Below are 16,609 nucleotides of genomic sequence, written 5' to 3'. Positions count from 1 at the left end.
GACCATGGCCGCGCCAACGACGCTGAAGGGCACATCCCGCGCAAGCGCGACGCCGAAAGGCGCCTGGAAGATCACCTTCCTGCTGTTCCTGTTCATGCTGGTGAACTTCGCCGACAAGATCGTGGTCGGGCTCGCCGGCGTGCCGATCATGACCGAGCTCAATCTGAACGCCGAGCAGTTCGGCCTGCTTGGATCATCCTTCTTCTTCCTGTTCTCGATCTCGGCGATCGTCGTCGGCTTCGTCGTCAACAAGGTGCCGACGCGCTGGGTGCTGCTGGTGCTGGCGCTGATCTGGGCGCTCGCGCAATTCCCGATGGTGGGCACCGTCGGCTTCACCACGCTGCTGATCTGCCGCATCATTCTCGGCGCCGGCGAAGGTCCCGCGGCGTCCGTCGCCGTTCACGCGGTCTACAAATGGTTCCCCGATGAGAAGCGGGCGATGCCGACCGCGATCCTGTCACAGGGATCCGCCTTCGGCGTCATCCTCGCCGTGCCCGCGCTGAACTGGATCATCGTGAATCACGGCTGGCACTATGCCTTCGGCGCACTCGGCGTGGTCGGGCTGATGTGGAGCGTGGCGTGGCTGTGGCTGGGCAAGGAAGGGCCGCTGGCGGAGGTCGAGCTCGCCGGCTTGCGCGAGCGGCGCGTTCCCTATCTGCAACTGCTGACGTCGCGGACCTTCGTCGGCTGCGTCGCCGCGACCTTCGGCGCCTATTGGGCGCTGTCGCTCGGGCTGACCTGGTTCACGCCGTTCCTGGTGAAAGGCCTCGGCTTCTCGCAGCAGCAGGCCGGCTTCATCTCGATCCTGCCCTGGATCTTCGGCGCGTGCGTGGTGCTGACCACGGGCTTTGTGTCGCAGACGCTGATGGCGCGTGGCGTCTCCACGCGCATGGCCCGTGGCGTGGTCGGCGCGACGCCGCTCGTGATCGGCGGCGGGCTGATGGCGATGATGCCGCATGTCGACGCCGCTTCGGCAAAGATCGCACTGCTCGTGGTCGGATCAGGATTGTGCGGCTCGATCTACGTCGTCTGCCCGCCGATGATCGGCGAGTTCACCCCGGTCACGCAGCGCGGCGCCGCCATGGCGATCTACGGCGCGCTCTATACGCTCGCCGGCATCGTTGCGCCCCTCGTGATGGGCAAGATGATCCAGGCCTCTGGCAGCCTGCTTGAAGGCTACATGTCCGGCTTCACCATCAATGCTGTCATCATGGTGATCTCCGGCCTGCTGGGTCTGGCGCTGCTCTGGCCCAACAGCGAGCGTGCCCGCCTGCAGGCGCAGCAGGGTGTGGCGCCGGAATTTGCGTGATACAACCCCCGCCCGGGGTCATCAGGAGGCGGCCTCGCATTCACCCGCGTGAGGTCCCGCATGATGCGCCTGTTCTCTCATATGCTGCAGTACTGGCGCGGCGTGCGATGCCTGACGATCGAGGACTTCTCGGGCGCCATCTTCCACTTCAGCAAGGTGGTCCAGCTCAACCCGCGCAACCATTACGCTTACCACAATCGCGGCGTGGCGCTCCAGGGCATGGGCAGCTACGCCAGCTCGATCGAGGATTTTGGTCTCGCGCTCAAGCTCAAGCCCAACGCGCAGACCTACGGCGCCCGCGGCGTGTCACGCAAATTCCTCGGCGACTTCGACGGCGCCATTGACGATCAGACGCGTGCTCTCGCGCTCGAGCCCAGGCTCGCGGCGGCTCATGGCGAGCTCGCGTACCTTCATCATGTGAAGGGCGATCTGGATCGCGCGATCGCCCAGAGCACGACAGCAGTCGGCCTCGCGCCCAAAGACCCGGTCATGCATCGGGGACGTGGCTATATTCAGTTCTGCTGCGGCAGGTTCGAAGCCGCGGCAGCTGACATGGAACGATCGCTCGCGCTCCAGTTCGAGCCCTATGCGGCCCTGTTTCGTTACCTGTCGCTGGCTCGGTTGCCGGGGCGCGCCAGGCCAGATCTCGCTTCTTTCGCGGCGTACTGGGCGGCGGGGCAGTGGCCCTGGCCCGTGTTCGATCTTCTCATGGAGCGTTCGACGGCGCAGCAGCTGTTGAACGCGGCGGCAACGGCTCCAGAACAGGCTGAAGCCTATTTCTACATCGGTGAGTGGCATCTCCTGCACGGCCGCAAAGACGAGGCCGGCAGGGCACTCGAGATCGCGCTGCGCTCGTTGCCACCCTGGTTCAACGAGCATCCCGCCGCGCAAGCCGAGCTTGCAAGGCTTGCCGAGACAGTCGCCGCGGCCAGTTGACGTCTCAGCGCAGCTGGCGCGCCCCCCTGACCAGCCGTCCCGGGCGTGCGCCGGTGGCCTCGCCGTGGCGGCGCGTCACCACGCCCGACACGATCGTCGCCTCATAGCCGTCGACCTCCTGCATCAGCCTGCGCCCTCCGACCGGCAGGTCGTAATGTACCTTGGGCGGATGCAGGTGCAGCCGTCCGTAGTCGATCACGTTGACGTCCGCCTTGTAGCCCGGTGCGATCAGGCCGCGATCGTCGAGGCCGACGGAGAGCGCGGTCTTGCGCGACTGCGCGGCGACGACGAAGGGAATCGACAGTCTGTCGCCACGCTTGCGGTCGCGGGTCCAGTGCGTCAGCAGATAGGTCGGGAAGCTGGCATCGCAGATGATGCCGCAATGCGCGCCGCCGTCGCTGAGGCCGGGCACGCTGCGCGGGTCGCGTAGCATCTCGTAGGTGGCATCGAGATTGCCGTCGGAATAGTTGAGGAACGGCACGTAGAGCATGCCGCGCCCGCCGTCCGTGAGCATCGCGTCATAGGCCAGTTCCTCGGGACGACAGCCGCGCGCGCGGGCCTGGGCGCCGAGTGACCGCTCCGGCGGCTGCTCATAGTCCGGCGGATCGCCGAGCAGATACATCTTGTCGTAGTTCGGCTTGAAGAACAGCGGGTCGTCGGTCGCGCTGGCCTGCTCGCCCAGGATGGCCGCGCGCAGCTCCGGATCGCGCATCCGCGCGACGCGCTCATCCAGCGGCAGATGCGCGATCGCCTGGTAGCTCGGATGCGTCTGCAGCGGGTTGCGCGACAACTCCAGCCCAAGCAGCAGTCCAACCGGGCGCGCCGCGATCTGCGCCGTCACCGACAGGCCACGCGCGGCGGCGGCGTTGATTTCGGCCAGCGTCTGCCGCCAGCGTTGCGGCGCGCGGTCGTTCTGCGTCACCGAGAACGAGATCGGGCATTTCGTCGTGTCGGCGATGCGCAGCATCATCGGCAGGTCTTCGTGGATGGTGGAGATGTCGAGCACGAATTGCAGCACGCTGCGGCCGGCGCCGTGCATGGCCTGCGCGATCGTCGTCAACTCGTCCTCGCCCGCCTTGAGCGTCGGCGTGTAGTCACCGGTCGATGTCCGATGGTTGAGCGTGCGCGAGGTCGAGAAGCCGAGCGCGCCGGCGTTGACCGCATCGCGTGCCAGCGCCGCCATGGCGCGGTTGTCGTCGGCGGTGGCCGGATCGCGGCGCGCGCCGCGCTCGCCCATGACATAGACGCGCAGCGCCGCATGCGGCAGCTGCGCGCCGATGTCGAGATCGAATTCACGCTTGCCGAGCCACTCCATGTAATCCGGAAAGCTCTCCCATTCCCAGGGAATGCCGGCTTCGAGCACCGGTTCGGGGATGTCCTCGACGCCCTCCATCAACTGGATCAGGCGCTGATGATCGGCCGGCCGGCACGGCGCGAAGCCGACGCCGCAATTGCCCATGATCGCGGTGGTGACGCCGTTCTGCGACGACGGCGAGATGTCTTGGCTCCAGGTCACCTGGCCGTCGTAATGGGTGTGAACGTCGACGAAGCCTGGTGTCACGAGTTTGCCGCGCGCGTCGATCTCCTCCCGGCCGGTCGCATTGACCTTGCCGACGGCGACGATACGGCCGTCCGCAATCGCCACATCAGCTTCGTAGAGTTCGCCGCCCGAGCCATCGGCAACGGTTCCGCCGCGGATCACGAGATCTGGCTGCGTCATGGCGTGTCTTCCCCGGGTGTTGTTGTTGGCCGCATCATCGGCGGGAAGGCGATGATGTCAACACGCGGGGATCAGGCAGCAGCGTTGCGCCGGCGCAGGTGACGCGAGCGCCGTAGGGTGGGCAAGGCGGCGCGCGCCCACCATTCTCAGCGGTGATTTCTGGCGGACGGTGGGCATGCTTCACGTTGCCCACCCTACGAAGACTGCTACGCCTTGGCCTTTTTCGGCTCGGTGAAGAACGCGAGCACGATCGTCAGCAGCATGAACACGACGGAGGCGCCGAACACCCAGCGCGGCGCGTTCATGTCCATGATCCAGCCGAACAGCAGCGGGCTGACCACGCCGGCGAAGTTGAAGCCGGTCGACACGATGCCGAAGGCGCGGCCGGCGGCACCCGGCGGGGCGGCATTGCGCACCAGCATGTCGCGCGACGGCGCGATCACGCCGCTCATGAAGCCCGCAACCAGCATGATCGCCGTGAGCAGCACGGTCGGCAGGTTGATGAAAGTGATCATCAGCACCAGCACGGCGTTGATCGCATAGGCGACGGCCGCGACCAGGTTGTGATGGCGGATGCGGTCGGCGAGCTGGCCGCCGGCGAGCACGCCGACGGCGCTGGCGCCGAGGAACGCGGTCAGTGCGATGTTGGCGGTCGAGAACGAGATGCCGTAGCCGTTCATGAGCGCGACAACGCCGAAGCTGGCGATGCCGGCGTTGGACAGGCTGAGCAGCATGAAGAACACGGTCAGCAGCATCAGCATCGGCGTCAGCAGGCTGGGCTGTTTGACCTTGCTGCCGTCGGCGCTGGTGTGATGCGGATGCGGCGGCACCTCGGGCACGTTGCCGACGAGCAGCAGCAGCGCGGCGAGCGGTCCGACCAGGCCGGCTGCGATCAGCGCGCCGGAGCCGCCGACGGTGGTGACCAGCGCCGCCATCACGGCGGGCGCGACGGCGCCGCCGAGATAGCCGGCGAAGGTATGCACACCGAACGCGCGGCCCATGCGCTTCTCTTCCATGTGTGCGGCCAGCAGCGCGTAGTCGGAAGGATGGTAGACCGCGTTGGCGAGGCCGAGCAGCACCGCCGAGACGACAAGGCTGGCATAGCTCAGGTAGACGCCGAGCATCGCCAGCGACAGGCCACCGAGCGTCAGGCCGATCAGCAGGATGCGGCGGGCGCCGGCGCGGTCGACCAGATAGCCGACGGGCGCCTGGGTCAGGGCCGAGACGACCGCGAACACGGTGAGCGGAAAGCCGAGCTCGATGTAGCCGACGCCGAGCTTCTCCTTCAGGTAGGGAAACAGCATCGGCAGCACCAGCATGTGCAGATGGCTGACCCAGTGCGCCAGCGAGATCAGCGCCAATGTGCGCAGCGGCGAGGCGGTCCGGACCGGAGCATGTTGCGGTGCGGCGAGAACGTCAGCCATGGTCGATCCGTTGGCCCCCGGCGTCAGCGATGGAAAGGAGGGCGCGTTGCCGGCAAACCGCCGATGCTCCCGAAATCAGGGGCGCGCGCGACACAACGCCACACTATCGGAATGCGGTTCATTGTCCATGAACGCCCGCGCATGGCACCTGCGCGCCGCGGCCGGCGTTTGCGGGCTGGGGTAGAGGAAACACGGCAGGGTGTCGGCTTTGCATGCATCCGCGCTGAGGGAGCCACTCCGCATCGTCAACCTCGGTGTCATCCCCGCACACGGGGATCCATAACCACCGGCGGATGTTTGTTGCGATGCAGGTTCAACGTGCAGCCTGCCTCAAGACAGATCACGCGGTATCGGTCCCGGGTCGGCGTCCACCGACGCTTCGCGTCCGCGGGCTTGCCCGGGACGACAGCGGAGTGTGAGGGCGCCGCCAAGGGCTGCCGAAAGGTGGGAGAGCGTGACCTCCTACGGCACCACCGGCCCGCCGGCCTTTTTCCACGCGTCCAACCCGCCTTCAATATGCGCCGTATTCGCCAGCCCCGCCGCCTGTGCCGTCTGCACCGCCATCGCCGAGCGCTCGCCATAGGCGCAGAAGAACACAATGCGGCGGCCGGTGGCGGCGGCGACCTCGCGCAGCATGCCGCCCGGCTTGAGATTGTCCTCGATCGCAGGATAGGGCGCGTGCAGTGCGCCGGACAGCGTGCCGTGCTTGGCGCGCTCCGCGGCTTCGCGCAAATCGACCAGCAGCACGTCGGGGCGTCCCAGGCACTCGATCGCCTCGCGTGCCGACAGCGACAGGCCCCGCTTCGCCAACTCCTCCTGATGCAGCCCGACGCGCATGTTGGCGGGCACCGCGACATCCATCATCTTCGGGTTCGGCAACTTCAGATTCGCCATCAGCGCGACGTAGTCGTCGACCGACTTGACCTGCAGGCGCGGATTGTAGCGGCGCTCCTCGCCGATCGTGGAGACGGTGTCGCCCTTGTAGTCGTGTGCGGGATAGACCAGCGTGTCGTCGGGCAGCCGCAGCAGCTTGTTGAAGATGGAGTCGTACTGCTGCCGCGCATCGCCGTTCTGGAAATCGGTGCGGCCGGTCCCTCGGATCAGCAGCGTGTCGCCGGTGAAGACGCGGTCGCCCAGCGAGAAACTATAGGAATCGTCGGTGTGCCCGGGCGTGTACATTACTTCCAGGCTGATGCCCTCGATGGCGATCCGGTCGCCCTCGCTGACACGCATCGCCACCACGTCGGCCTTGGTCTGCTCGCCCATGATGGTGACGCAATGGGTTCGGTCGCGCAAAGCGCCGAGGCCGGTGACGTGATCCGCATGCAGGTGGGTGTCGACGGCCTTCACCAGGCGCAAATCGAGCTCGCGCAAAAGCTGGCAGTAGCGCTCGACCTTCTCCAGCACGGGATCGATGATGACGGCCTCGCCGCCGCTGCGGCTGGCGAGGATGTAGCTGTAGGTGCCGGAGACGCTGTCGAACAATTGGCGGAAGATCATCAGCGCCTCCTTCCGATCTGGATCATCGTGGCATTAGCACGACCGGCCCGATGTCACCAATGCGGCGAACGCTCGGTAGGTCGGATTGCATCGCGCAATCCGCTGTCACGACTGCGATGCAAATCCGGGATTGCCGTCGACACCCGAGAGCGTGACCTTGTTCGTTCCGACCAGCACCAGTTGGCCGTTGCGCAGGTGGTTGGCCACCACGTCCCACACCGGCTTGCCGTCCTGCGCGTTCATCGAGGCCCAGCCGGCGACCTTGTAGCTCTTGCGGGCGTCCAGCGGCCGGCCATCGTCGAGCGTGAGATCGGAGATGCGGCGGCCGATCGGCTCGGCGGGCGCGCAGCGGTAGGATAGCCCTCCGGTTCGCACCATGTCGCCGCCCTGCTGCAGATAGGGGTCGGCGTTGAACAGGTTGTCGCAGACGTCCTCGAGCACGTCCTTGATCTCTGCGCCGGACATCCGCTGCACATAGGTCTCGGGATAGGTGATGGCGGTCTGCGCCAGCACGTCCTCGAGCAGGATGGATTGGTTCGCAAGCAAGGTCGGACCCCAGCGGAATCCGGGAGACAGCGCAATCTCGGCATCGAGCTCGCGGCGCAGCGCCGCGCAGATCAGGTCGTCGGTCGCGCCTTCGAAATTGCCGCGCCGGTAAAGCAGCCGGTCGGACGTCGCGAGCTTCTCGCTCCAGGCCGCGACCTGCGGCTGCTGCGTCTGATCGATCAGCGCCTGCATCGCCGGGTCCGGCTTCAGCAGCTCCGAGTAGACGGGCAGCAGCCGGTAGCGCGCATCGGCGACGCGGCCTTTGCCGACGTCGAGATCGAGCACGGCGAGGAATTTGCCGTTGGAGCCGGCATTGGTGACGAGCGTTGCGCCCTTGGAATTGCTGACCGCGACCGGCTGCGGAACCGCGTCATGGGTATGGCCGCCGAGGATGACGTCGATGCCGGTGACGCGGCTCGCCAGCTTGAGGTCGACATCCATGCCGTTGTGCGACAGCAGGATCACGGCATCGACCTTGTCGGCGCCGCGGAGGCCATCGACCAGCTTCTGCAGTTCCTCCTCGCGGATGCCGAACGTCCAGTCCGGCGTGAAGCGGCGCGGATGCGCGATCGGCACGTAGGGAAAGGCCTGGCCGATCACGGCAATGCGTGCGCCGCCGATCTCCTTGATGGTGGCCGGCTTGAACACGCGGCCGGAGCCGGGATCGAACGCCTTGGCGTCGTTGAACGCCGCCTCCTCCGTCAGGAACACGTTCTGCGCCAGGAATTCGCCCTTGAAGCGGGCGAGGTTGGTGCGCAGCGCCTCCTCGCCATAGGTGAACTCCCAATGCCCGGTCATGGCGTCGATGCCGAGCAGGTTGGCGGCGCTCACCATGTCGGCGCCGCGCATCGCATTGGCGAGCCCGGTGCCCTGCCAGAGGTCGCCGCCATCGAGCAGCACCGAGCGATGGTCGCCGGCATCGGCGCGCAGCTTGTCGACCAGGGTCTTCAGATGCGCGAATCCACCCATCCGGCCGAAGCGGACGGCGTACTTCTCGAACTCGAACGAGGTGAACGCATAGGCCTCGGCGCTGTCGGGCCGGATGCCGTAGCGGTCGAGGAAGGCGCGCTCGACCAGATGCGGCGGTCGTCCCCACATCTCGCCGATGCCGAGATTGACGCTGGGCTCGCGGAACAACAGCGGGCGAAGTTGCGCGTGCGTGTCCGTGATGTGCAGGATGCGCGCGTTGCCGAACTTCTCGATGTCGTAAAGGCTGACGGTGTCGGCGGCGCGGGCGCTGCGCAGCAACGCCGGCGCGGCGAGCGTGGCGACAACTGATGCCTTCAGAAAGTCCCGGCGCCGAATCATGGCTCGCGTCCTAGATCATGATGCGATTCCACGGAATCGCATCATGATCCATCCCTTTGTTTGAGCATGATCTCCACAAACGCCTTCGGCGTTCGTCGCGAGGGAAAACCGGTTGCCACTTCTCCGGATCATGCTCTAGCGGATCTCCATGTCCTTCCAGCGCTGCTTCTCGCTGGTGGCCTGGACGATCGAGGCCTTGGCGAGCGCCTCGGCCTCCTGCGCCGACTTCAGCGCAGAATCGAAATTGCCGGAATCCGCTGCCTTCTTCGCAGCGGTGAGTGCGGCCTGGGTCACGGTCCATTGGTTGCGCAGACGTCCGGCTTCCTTGTTGGCGCTCTCGGCCGCCGCGACAGCCGCGAGATAGTCGGCCTCCGACGCGGCCCGCGCGGAGCCGGCGCCGACCGCTGATACCATCATGGCGAACACGATCTTTTTCATGACGCTTGCTGTCGTGACGTTTTTCATGGCCGCGCTCCAGGTCCTGAAACTGGCAGGCCGTTCGACACGTAGGACAGGTAATATTCGAGGTTGCGGTATTCGTCCGATTGCGGCTCCAGCGGCACGGCGCGTGTCTGGCTGTTGCAGGTGACGAAGCGCCGGCTGATCGTGCCCATGCCGCTCCATTCCGAGCGGTAGATCGGCATCGCGTTGAGGATGCCGAGCGCCGGCGCCAGGATCTCGGCGCGGATCCGCTCCCCCGGGCTCTGCACGTGGCAGCTCGCGCAGGAGAAGTTCAACTGGCCGCGGCGGGTGTAGAAATACTCCTTGCCCTTTTCGAAGGCCTCGAGCGCACGCGGGTCGTCGGGGATCTTGATGTCGAAGCGCTTGCCGCGCGACGTGTACGCCATGTAGGCGGTCAGCGATGCCATCTCGTCCTTGACGTAGGAGTAGGGCTGCTCGCCATTGGCCTCGCGGCAGCGGTTCAGCGCCAGCTCGAGGGTGATGACCTTGCCTTCCTTGTCGTCGAAAGTGGGATAGTTCTGGCGGATGCCGATGCCGCCGTTCGGGAAGCAGTCGGCATAGGTCTTGCCGTTCTTGAACGGCTTGGCGAACATCTCCTTGCCGGCATCGAGCGCGAACTCGTAGGGCGGAAACTGCTCCTTCTCCTCCCATTGCTTGCGCATGTCGGCGTTCATCGAATACGGCCCGTTGACGAAATCGTCGAACGCCACCTTCGGAAACTTCTTGACGAAGTAATCCTGGAACGCCTTGGCGTCGGCGGCCGGGTTCGGCTTGTCCGCGGCCGCGACGCCGGAGGCGCCGAGAGCGAGCGCGGCCGCCACGGTCAGCGCGAGGCGCGGCGCCCTCATTGGATCGTCGCCGTCAGGCTGTCGGTCGCGCCCTTGCTGTCGACCCAGCTCACCTTGAGCTCGTCGCCCTTGGCCGCGCCCTTGAAGGCGAACTTGACATAGGGGTCCTTCGACACCGCGGTGCCCCAATCGGCCAGGAACACCGTCTTGTCCTTGTGCACGAAGGTGACCTGCTGGATGTAGTGCGCCGGGATCACTTCGCCCTTGGCGTCCTTGACCAGGCCCGTATCCATCGGGTGCTGGATCAGTGTCTGGACCTCGGCGATGTCGCCATTCAGGACGGCGCGGACGCGGATGCTCGATGCCATGATGATCTCCTGACCTTAGCCGCCGCAGCCGCCGACGGTGACCTTGACCTCCTTGGTCGCGCTGTAGAGCTTGCCGCCGGATTCGACGAGCGCGATCACGTTGGAGGTCTTGGCCATCTTGAGCCGGTTCGCCACCGCGGGCACGGTGCCCTCGGGGATGTGGTACGACGCCGCCAGCGCGAACGGATTCTCGCTGACGATGAAGGCGATCGAGGTGACGTTCGGCAGCGACGTCGTCACCGCGATCGGCACCACGCCGCCGTTCTCGGCGATCTCCGGCGCGTCGAGCTTGATCTTGTCGGACGCCTCGTGGTCGCGGCCGTACAGCGCCTTGACCGCGTCGCCCGCATTCTTCTGCTTGAAGGCGTCTTCCGGATATTTGTTGTCATTGGTCGCGGCAAACACGGGGGTCGCGTGCAGCACGGCGTTGCCGAGGCCGATCAGCGCGACGAGGCCGGCGCCCTTGAGTAACAGGCGGCGGTGGGCCAACGGGCCGAACGAGGCAGTCATGGCGGTCTCCAAACGGAATCAGAGGGTCTGCAGGAAGTCGACGATGGCGCTGATTTCCTGCTCGGTCAGGATGCGGTTGCGGCCGAACGGCGGCATCACCGTCAGCGGATTGCGCCTGGTCTCGTCGTTGAGAATCGCGATCAGCTCGGCGCGGTCGTATCTCGCCTTGAGGTTCTCCAGCTTCGGGCCGATCGAGCCCGGCAGGTCGCCGCCCTTGATCTCGTGGCAGGTCAGGCAGTTGCCCTTGCCGCGGTCGAAGGCGAGCTTCTGGCCGTCGACGGCACCGGACTGGGCGTGAGCGGCCATGGACATGGCGAGCGAGAGCCCCATCGCCAGGGCGGTACGCAGGACAGGTGTGATCAAGGTGGAGTTCCGACGTCTCGGTGATCTCGGCAATATAGGCGCTGCAAAGCATAAAGACCATCGGCTGACAATGCAGCTATGGTGGCCGCAACGCGGTTAACGAGGGCCGTTCATGGGGCGGCCGGGAGAATGGGCATGGCGGAATATGTCGTGGAGTTCGGCCGGGACGGTCGGCCGGTGGAACCGGACGGACGGCTGGACGCGGCCGCGTTCCACCGCAACCATCAGGCGATCTGGGCGGTGCTGGAACGGCTGCTGGCGGGCAAGACCGGCGATGTGCTGGAGGCCGGCAGCGGCACCGGCCAGCACGTCGTGCATTTCGCTTCCCAGCGGCCGGACCTGACGTGGTGGCCGAGCGATCTCAACGCCAACCACCTCGCCAGCATTGCGGCGTGGCGCAGCCATGCCGGGTTGTCCAACATCCGTGATGCCCAGCGCATCGACCTGTCAGATCCCGGCTGGCCGGCGGCGTTCCGCGCCGCGGGCGGGCCGTCGCAGCTCGCCGCGATCTTCTGCGCCAACGTGATTCACATCGCGCCGTGGTCGGTGGCGGAGGGATTGTTCGCCGGCGCCGGGCAGGCGCTGTCGGCGGACGGCGCACTGGTGCTCTACGGCCCGTTCAAGCGCGACGGCAAGCACACGGCGGTCAGCAATGCCGTGTTCGATACGTCGCTGCGCGAGCGCAATCCGGAGTGGGGCGTGCGCGACATCACCGACCTCGAGGCGCTCGCCGCGCGCCACGGGCTCGCCTTGCGCGAGACGATGGAAATGCCCGCCAACAACATGATCCTGGTGTTCGGTCGGACTTCGTAGGTTTGCGACGGCGCCTCGCCGATCTCCGTCATTGCGAGCGAAGCGAAGCAATCCAGGGCCGCGTTGGGACTCTGGATTGCTTCGTCGCTTCGCTCCTCGCAATGACGGAAGATGGGCCGCTCACTTCGCCTCCAGCCCGACATGCCGCGCCAGAAACCGCGTGCCCAGCGTGATGAAGCTGGCGCGCTCACGGTTGTCGGTGCCGTAGCCATGGCCGCCGGCGGCGGGTTCGTAGAACCAGGCGTCGTAGCCCATGGCCTGCAGCTTGGCGGTCATCTTGCGCGCGTGGCCGGGATGGACGCGGTCGTCGCGCCGCGTGGTCGCGATCAGGATCGGCGGATAGGGCTGGCCGGGCGTTGCGGTGTGATAGGCCGAGTAGGTCGACAACCAGCTCCAATCCTGGTCGCTGTCGGGATCGCCATATTCGGCGATCCAGCTCGCGCCGGCGAGCAGCTTGGTGTAGCGGCGCATGTCGATCAGCGGGATGGTGCAGAACAATGCGCCGAAGCGCTCGGGGTAGCGCACCAGCATGTTGGTGATCAGGATGCCGCCATTGGAGCCGCCTTGCGCCGCGATGCGCTTCGGCACCGTGACGCCGCGGCGAACGAGGTCGGCGGCGACCGCTGCGAAATCATCATGCGCGAGCCGCTTGCCCGCATAGCGGCCGGCGTCGTGCCAGGCGGTGCCGAACTCGCCGCCGCCGCGGATGTTGGCCTCCACGAGCGTGCCGCCACGCTCGAGCCACAGCTTGCCCAGCGCCGCATTGTAGGCCGGACGGAGCGTGTGACCGAAGCCGCCATAGGCGCTCATGTGCACCGGCGCGTCGCCTGTGAGCTCGGCCGGCCCGGTCTGGGTGTAGGGAATACGCTCGCCATCCACCGAGATCGCCTCGTGTCGCGTGACGACGTGCCCCTCGGCGCTGAAGGTGCGAGGCGCCTGCTTCAGCACGATCGGCGCGGCCAAGCCCTCGATCAGTAGCAGCGACGGCGGCGTCAGCGGATCCTGGATGTTGGCGAGCAGGTCGCCGTTGCTTTCGGCCTCGTCGGTGTCGAGACGCCAGACGTCCACCGTCGCGATCTCCGGCAGGCCGGGAAGCCGCTCGCAGCTCCACTCCGCCGGTGACGGCGTCCACACCTCGAACCTTGCCCTGAGCTCGTCGAGGATCGACAGCACCAGCCGGTCGCCGGCCCAGGACAGGCCCTGCAGCGCGCGTCGCGGCGCGGGCTCGAACACGCGGGTGAAATCGCGGCGCCCGGCAAGGAATGCCGAGAGCTGGAGACCGAGCACCACATCTGCGGGATGGGTGACCTCGCCGACGGTCCAGGGCTGGCGTAGCTTGATGGCCATCCAGTCGCCATGCGCTGACATCCAGCAGTCGGTCGGCAGGTCGAGCCTGGTCCGCGCCCCGCCGCGGTCACCGAGCCATAGATATTGGTTGAAGAAGTCGATGCCCTCGGCAAACCACACCCGCGCCGGCGCGACGCTGCGATCGACACCGACATGCACCCATGTCGACTGGCTGCCTTCGGCGGCGAAGATCACCTCCGCCTGCTCGACCGGCTGGCCGCGCCGCCAGCGCCGCACCGCCCGCGCGTAGCCCGACGGCGTCGCCATGCCGGCGCCGAACGCGCTCGCCAGCAGCAGGGTGTCGGCATCGAGCCAGGCGGCGCCGCCCTTGGCCTCCGAGAGCGTGAAGCCGCCCGTCACGAAGCGCTTCGTCGCGAGGTCGAACTCGCGCAGCACCACGGCGTCGCTGCCGCCCCGCGACAGGCTCAGGATGGCGCGCTCATGCGCCGGCGGCAGGCTCGAGACCCCGTTCAGCGCCCAGTCCTCGCCTTCGTCGGCCGCGAGTCGGTCGATGTCGAGCAGGTCCTCCCATTGCGGTTGCGCCTTGCGGAACTCCGCGATCGTCGTGCGCCGCCACAAGCCGCGCGGATGCGCCGCGTCCTTCCATTGATTGTACAGCAGCCCGCCGCGGCGGCTGACGAACGGGATGTTGTCCGGCCGATCCAGGATGGCGGCCAGCGTGTCGCGGTCGCGTTCGAAGGCCGCATCGCCGAACGCGGCGAGCGTGCGCTGGTTCTGCGCCGCGACGAAGGCGAGTGCGCGCTCGCCGTCGATCTCCTCGAGCCACAGATACGGATCGTCATCGGGCGCCGCGATGGTCGGACGATCGTCGATTGACATGGCTCAAGCTCCGCGGGCGCCGTTGACGCGAGAATACCGCCAGCTTGATTAGCCGGGCCCATCGGGAGTGTCGAATCACGCTCGGTGGCGCGTTCGCTGCCGCATGGCTTGTCTCCGTTCGCGCCCGTTGCCTCGGGCGCGCGCTTCCCGCAATAGTGCGGCTGAACCAGCAAGGCGGGAGCGTGCGCGCCACGCCTCCGGATACCTGAGATGATCGATCTGACCGTGAGCGAAGACACCTCCGATGATGCCCGCGCTCGCCGTAACGTGGCGCGGCTCGCGGCCGCCCAGGCGCTGACCGGCGCCAACTCGGCCGTGATCTTCGCCACCGGCGCGATCGTCGGTGTCACCATTGCCCCGAACATCGGGCTCGCGACGGTGCCGATCTCGATGTACGTCGTTGGCCTCGCCGCCGGCACCTTGCCGACCGGCGCGATCTCGCGCCGCTATGGCCGCCGGGCGGCCTTCCTGATCGGTACCGGCTGCGGCGCCGTCACCGGCGTGCTCGGCTGCCTCGCGATTCTGCGCGGCTCGTTCGCACTGTTCTGCCTGGCGACGTTCCTCGGCGGCGTCTATGGCGCCGTCGCGCAATCCTATCGCTTCGCGGCGGCCGATGGCGCCAGCGCGACGTTCCGGCCCAAGGCGGTGTCGTGGGTGATGGCGGGCGGCATCTTCGCCGGTCTGCTCGGTCCACAGCTCGTGCAATGGACCATGGACGTCTGGCAACCCTATCTGTTCGCGTTCAGCTATCTGGTCCAGGCGGCGGTCGCGCTGGTCGCGATGGGGATCGTCGCCGGCGTCGATCTGCCGAAGCCTGAAGCTGCCGATCTCCATGGCGGCCGGCCGCTGTCCGAGATCGTGCGCCAGCCGCGCTTCATCGCAGCTGCCCTGTGTGGCACCATCGCCTATCCGGTGATGAACCTGGTGATGACCTCGGCACCTTTGGCGATGCAGATGTGCGGGCTCACCGTGTCGGATTCCAATTTCGGCCTGCAATGGCACATCGTCGCGATGTACGGCCCGAGCTTCTTCACGGGATCGCTGATCGCGCGCTTTGGTGCGCCTGCCATCGTCGCGGTGGGCCTGGGGCTTGAAGCGGTCGCGGCCGTCATCGGCCTGTCGGGCCTGACCGCGATGCACTTCTGGGCCACCCTGATCATGCTCGGCGTCGGCTGGAATTTCGGCTTCGTCGGCGCCTCCGCGCTGGTGCTGGAGACACATACATCCGCCGAGCGCAACAAGGTGCAGGCGTTCAACGATTTCCTGATCTTCGGCCTGATGGCGCTGGGCTCGTTCTCCTCGGGCCAACTGCTCGCCAATTTCGGCTGGTCGGCGGTGAACCTCGTGGTGTTCCCGCCGGTGCTGCTGGGATTGTGCGTGCTTGCACTGGTGTGGTCGTCGAAGCGGCGCGAGGCAGCGGCGGGCTGACTAAAACGGGCGTAGTAGTAACGAGGTCGCGCCGCACCCACGGTGCGCTCCCCTCCCCCTTGCGGGGAGGGGGTGGGGGTCCACGAACCGTGCTCTCTCAGATTACAAGGATCAAAGTCTCTCGCTCGGCCGAGCGGTGGATGCCCAGCCTTGAGAGCCGATAGCAGTGCAGATTGATAAGGTCGCACCTCACTTCGCGCAGCGCCCGGAGACCCCCACCCCCGACCCCTCCCCGCAAGGGGGAGGGGAGTGCACCGGCATCGTGGCGACAGCGGCGCATCGCAGCTCACGCGCTTCTCACTTCAACTCCGACACCTCGCCCTCCGGCAGGTCGAACTCGAACGCGTTCAGCGTCATCGACACCATCGTGTAGTAGCCGCACAGGCCGATGATCTCGACCAGGCCGCGTTCGCCGAGCAGCGCGATCGCTTCCTTGTAGAGCGCATCCGTCAGTCCATGGCCCTCATGCAGCGACTTGGCGACGTCGTAGATCATCTGTGCCTTGGGATCGGAGAATTCCGGCGTGCGACGGTCGCGGATGTCCTCGATGATCTTGATGTCGAGCCCGCCGGCCAGCGCCAGACGCTTATGCGCGTACCATTCGTAATGCGCGGTCCAATGCCGCGCCGTCACCAGGATCGCGATCTCCGAGAGTGCTGCCGGAAACACCGTGTCGTAGCGCAGGAAGGCGCCGAGCCGCGTCGCGTGCCGCGCCATCTCCGGGCTGTTCAGCCAGGCCATCATCGGCGGCGGCGGCGAGCCGCGCTTGCTGGCGATCGACTCGTCATAGGTCTGGCGCTGGTCGGCGCTCATTTCGCCAGGCGAAAGAAGTTTCAGGCGCATGTTCGTTTCCTCGTATTTCACGCGGTGGCATCATGACCATAGAACGCCTGGCAAGGCGAGGGCGCCCGCGGCGACGCCGTTGCGCCGTGCGGCGACATCGATGT

General features: G+C 66.7%; 15 protein-coding genes. 4 read left to right on the top strand and 11 right to left on the bottom strand.

Annotation, left to right across the window (positions count from 1 at the left end; all coding sequences use genetic code 11):
- Positions 1-4: 4 nt before the first annotated feature.
- Together QX073_RS32540 and QX073_RS32535 are read left to right on the top strand one after the other, a co-directional pair.
- Positions 5-1,309 (top strand): MFS transporter, encoded by a 1,305-nt coding sequence (locus QX073_RS32540; protein ID WP_315717076.1) that lies wholly within the window; start codon positions 5-7, stop codon positions 1,307-1,309.
- A gap of 60 nt (positions 1,310-1,369) precedes the next feature.
- Positions 1,370-2,245, top strand: a complete 876-nt coding sequence (locus tag QX073_RS32535; RefSeq protein WP_316226982.1) for a tetratricopeptide repeat protein — start codon at positions 1,370-1,372, stop codon at positions 2,243-2,245.
- A 4-nt stretch (positions 2,246-2,249) separates the two neighbouring features.
- On the opposite strand, the gene QX073_RS32530 is transcribed toward QX073_RS32535, so the two are convergent.
- From QX073_RS32530 to soxX, 9 genes are all read right to left on the bottom strand, one after another.
- Positions 2,250-3,965 (bottom strand): N-acyl-D-amino-acid deacylase family protein, encoded by a 1,716-nt coding sequence (locus tag QX073_RS32530; RefSeq protein ID WP_316226981.1) that lies wholly within the window; start codon positions 3,963-3,965, stop codon positions 2,250-2,252.
- A 206-nt stretch (positions 3,966-4,171) separates the two neighbouring features.
- Positions 4,172-5,389 carry an MFS transporter gene (locus QX073_RS32525; RefSeq protein ID WP_315751164.1) on the bottom strand — a complete coding sequence of 406 codons (1,218 nt, stop codon included), beginning with the start codon at positions 5,387-5,389 and terminating at the stop codon, positions 4,172-4,174.
- 462 nt (positions 5,390-5,851) lie between these two features.
- Positions 5,852-6,889 carry an MBL fold metallo-hydrolase gene (locus tag QX073_RS32520; RefSeq protein WP_315751165.1) on the bottom strand — a complete coding sequence of 346 codons (1,038 nt, stop codon included), beginning with the start codon at positions 6,887-6,889 and terminating at the stop codon, positions 5,852-5,854.
- A 105-nt stretch (positions 6,890-6,994) separates the two neighbouring features.
- Positions 6,995-8,743 (bottom strand): thiosulfohydrolase SoxB, encoded by a 1,749-nt coding sequence (gene soxB, locus QX073_RS32515; RefSeq protein ID WP_315827931.1) that lies wholly within the window; start codon positions 8,741-8,743, stop codon positions 6,995-6,997.
- A gap of 135 nt (positions 8,744-8,878) precedes the next feature.
- On the bottom strand, positions 8,879-9,181 hold the full coding sequence (locus QX073_RS32510) for a hypothetical protein (protein ID WP_315801652.1): 303 nt from the start codon (positions 9,179-9,181) through the stop codon (positions 8,879-8,881).
- A gap of 23 nt (positions 9,182-9,204) precedes the next feature.
- Positions 9,205-10,053: a sulfur oxidation c-type cytochrome SoxA gene (soxA, locus tag QX073_RS32505; protein ID WP_316226980.1), complete on the bottom strand. Its 849-nt coding sequence runs from the start codon at positions 10,051-10,053 to the stop codon at positions 9,205-9,207.
- Positions 10,050-10,361 carry a thiosulfate oxidation carrier complex protein SoxZ gene (gene soxZ / locus QX073_RS32500; RefSeq protein ID WP_315717084.1) on the bottom strand — a complete coding sequence of 104 codons (312 nt, stop codon included), beginning with the start codon at positions 10,359-10,361 and terminating at the stop codon, positions 10,050-10,052. Before soxZ ends, soxA begins: the two co-directional genes overlap by 4 nt.
- 15 nt (positions 10,362-10,376) lie before the next feature.
- Positions 10,377-10,871: a thiosulfate oxidation carrier protein SoxY gene (gene soxY / locus QX073_RS32495; protein WP_316226979.1), complete on the bottom strand. Its 495-nt coding sequence runs from the start codon at positions 10,869-10,871 to the stop codon at positions 10,377-10,379.
- Positions 10,872-10,889: 18 nt separating this feature from the next.
- A complete protein-coding gene (soxX, locus tag QX073_RS32490; RefSeq protein WP_315717170.1) occupies positions 10,890-11,183 on the bottom strand; it encodes a sulfur oxidation c-type cytochrome SoxX in 294 nt (97 codons plus the stop codon).
- Between the two features lie 186 nt (positions 11,184-11,369).
- Between soxX and QX073_RS32485 the strand changes: the two genes are divergently transcribed.
- Entirely contained in the window at positions 11,370-12,047 is a 678-nt protein-coding gene (locus QX073_RS32485) for a DUF938 domain-containing protein (RefSeq protein WP_316226978.1), read from the top strand.
- 120 nt (positions 12,048-12,167) lie between these two features.
- Here QX073_RS32485 and QX073_RS32480 read toward each other — a convergent pair whose 3' ends face one another.
- Positions 12,168-14,234: a prolyl oligopeptidase family serine peptidase gene (locus tag QX073_RS32480; RefSeq protein WP_316226977.1), complete on the bottom strand. Its 2,067-nt coding sequence runs from the start codon at positions 14,232-14,234 to the stop codon at positions 12,168-12,170.
- A gap of 210 nt (positions 14,235-14,444) precedes the next feature.
- Here QX073_RS32480 and QX073_RS32475 point away from each other — a divergent pair, with 210 nt between their 5' ends.
- Positions 14,445-15,662, top strand: a complete 1,218-nt coding sequence (locus QX073_RS32475) for an MFS transporter (protein WP_316226976.1) — start codon at positions 14,445-14,447, stop codon at positions 15,660-15,662.
- A gap of 297 nt (positions 15,663-15,959) precedes the next feature.
- On the opposite strand, the gene QX073_RS32470 is transcribed toward QX073_RS32475, so the two are convergent.
- Complete coding sequence (locus QX073_RS32470; RefSeq protein ID WP_316165627.1) at positions 15,960-16,505, bottom strand: carboxymuconolactone decarboxylase family protein; 546 nt, start codon at positions 16,503-16,505, stop codon at positions 15,960-15,962.
- Between the last annotated feature and the right edge of the window lie 104 nt (positions 16,506-16,609).

This window comes from Bradyrhizobium sp. SZCCHNS3052 (assembly GCF_032484495.1).
Classification (GTDB): Bacteria; Pseudomonadota; Alphaproteobacteria; order Rhizobiales; family Xanthobacteraceae; genus Bradyrhizobium.
This window is presented reverse-complemented; position numbering and strand designations above follow the sequence as displayed.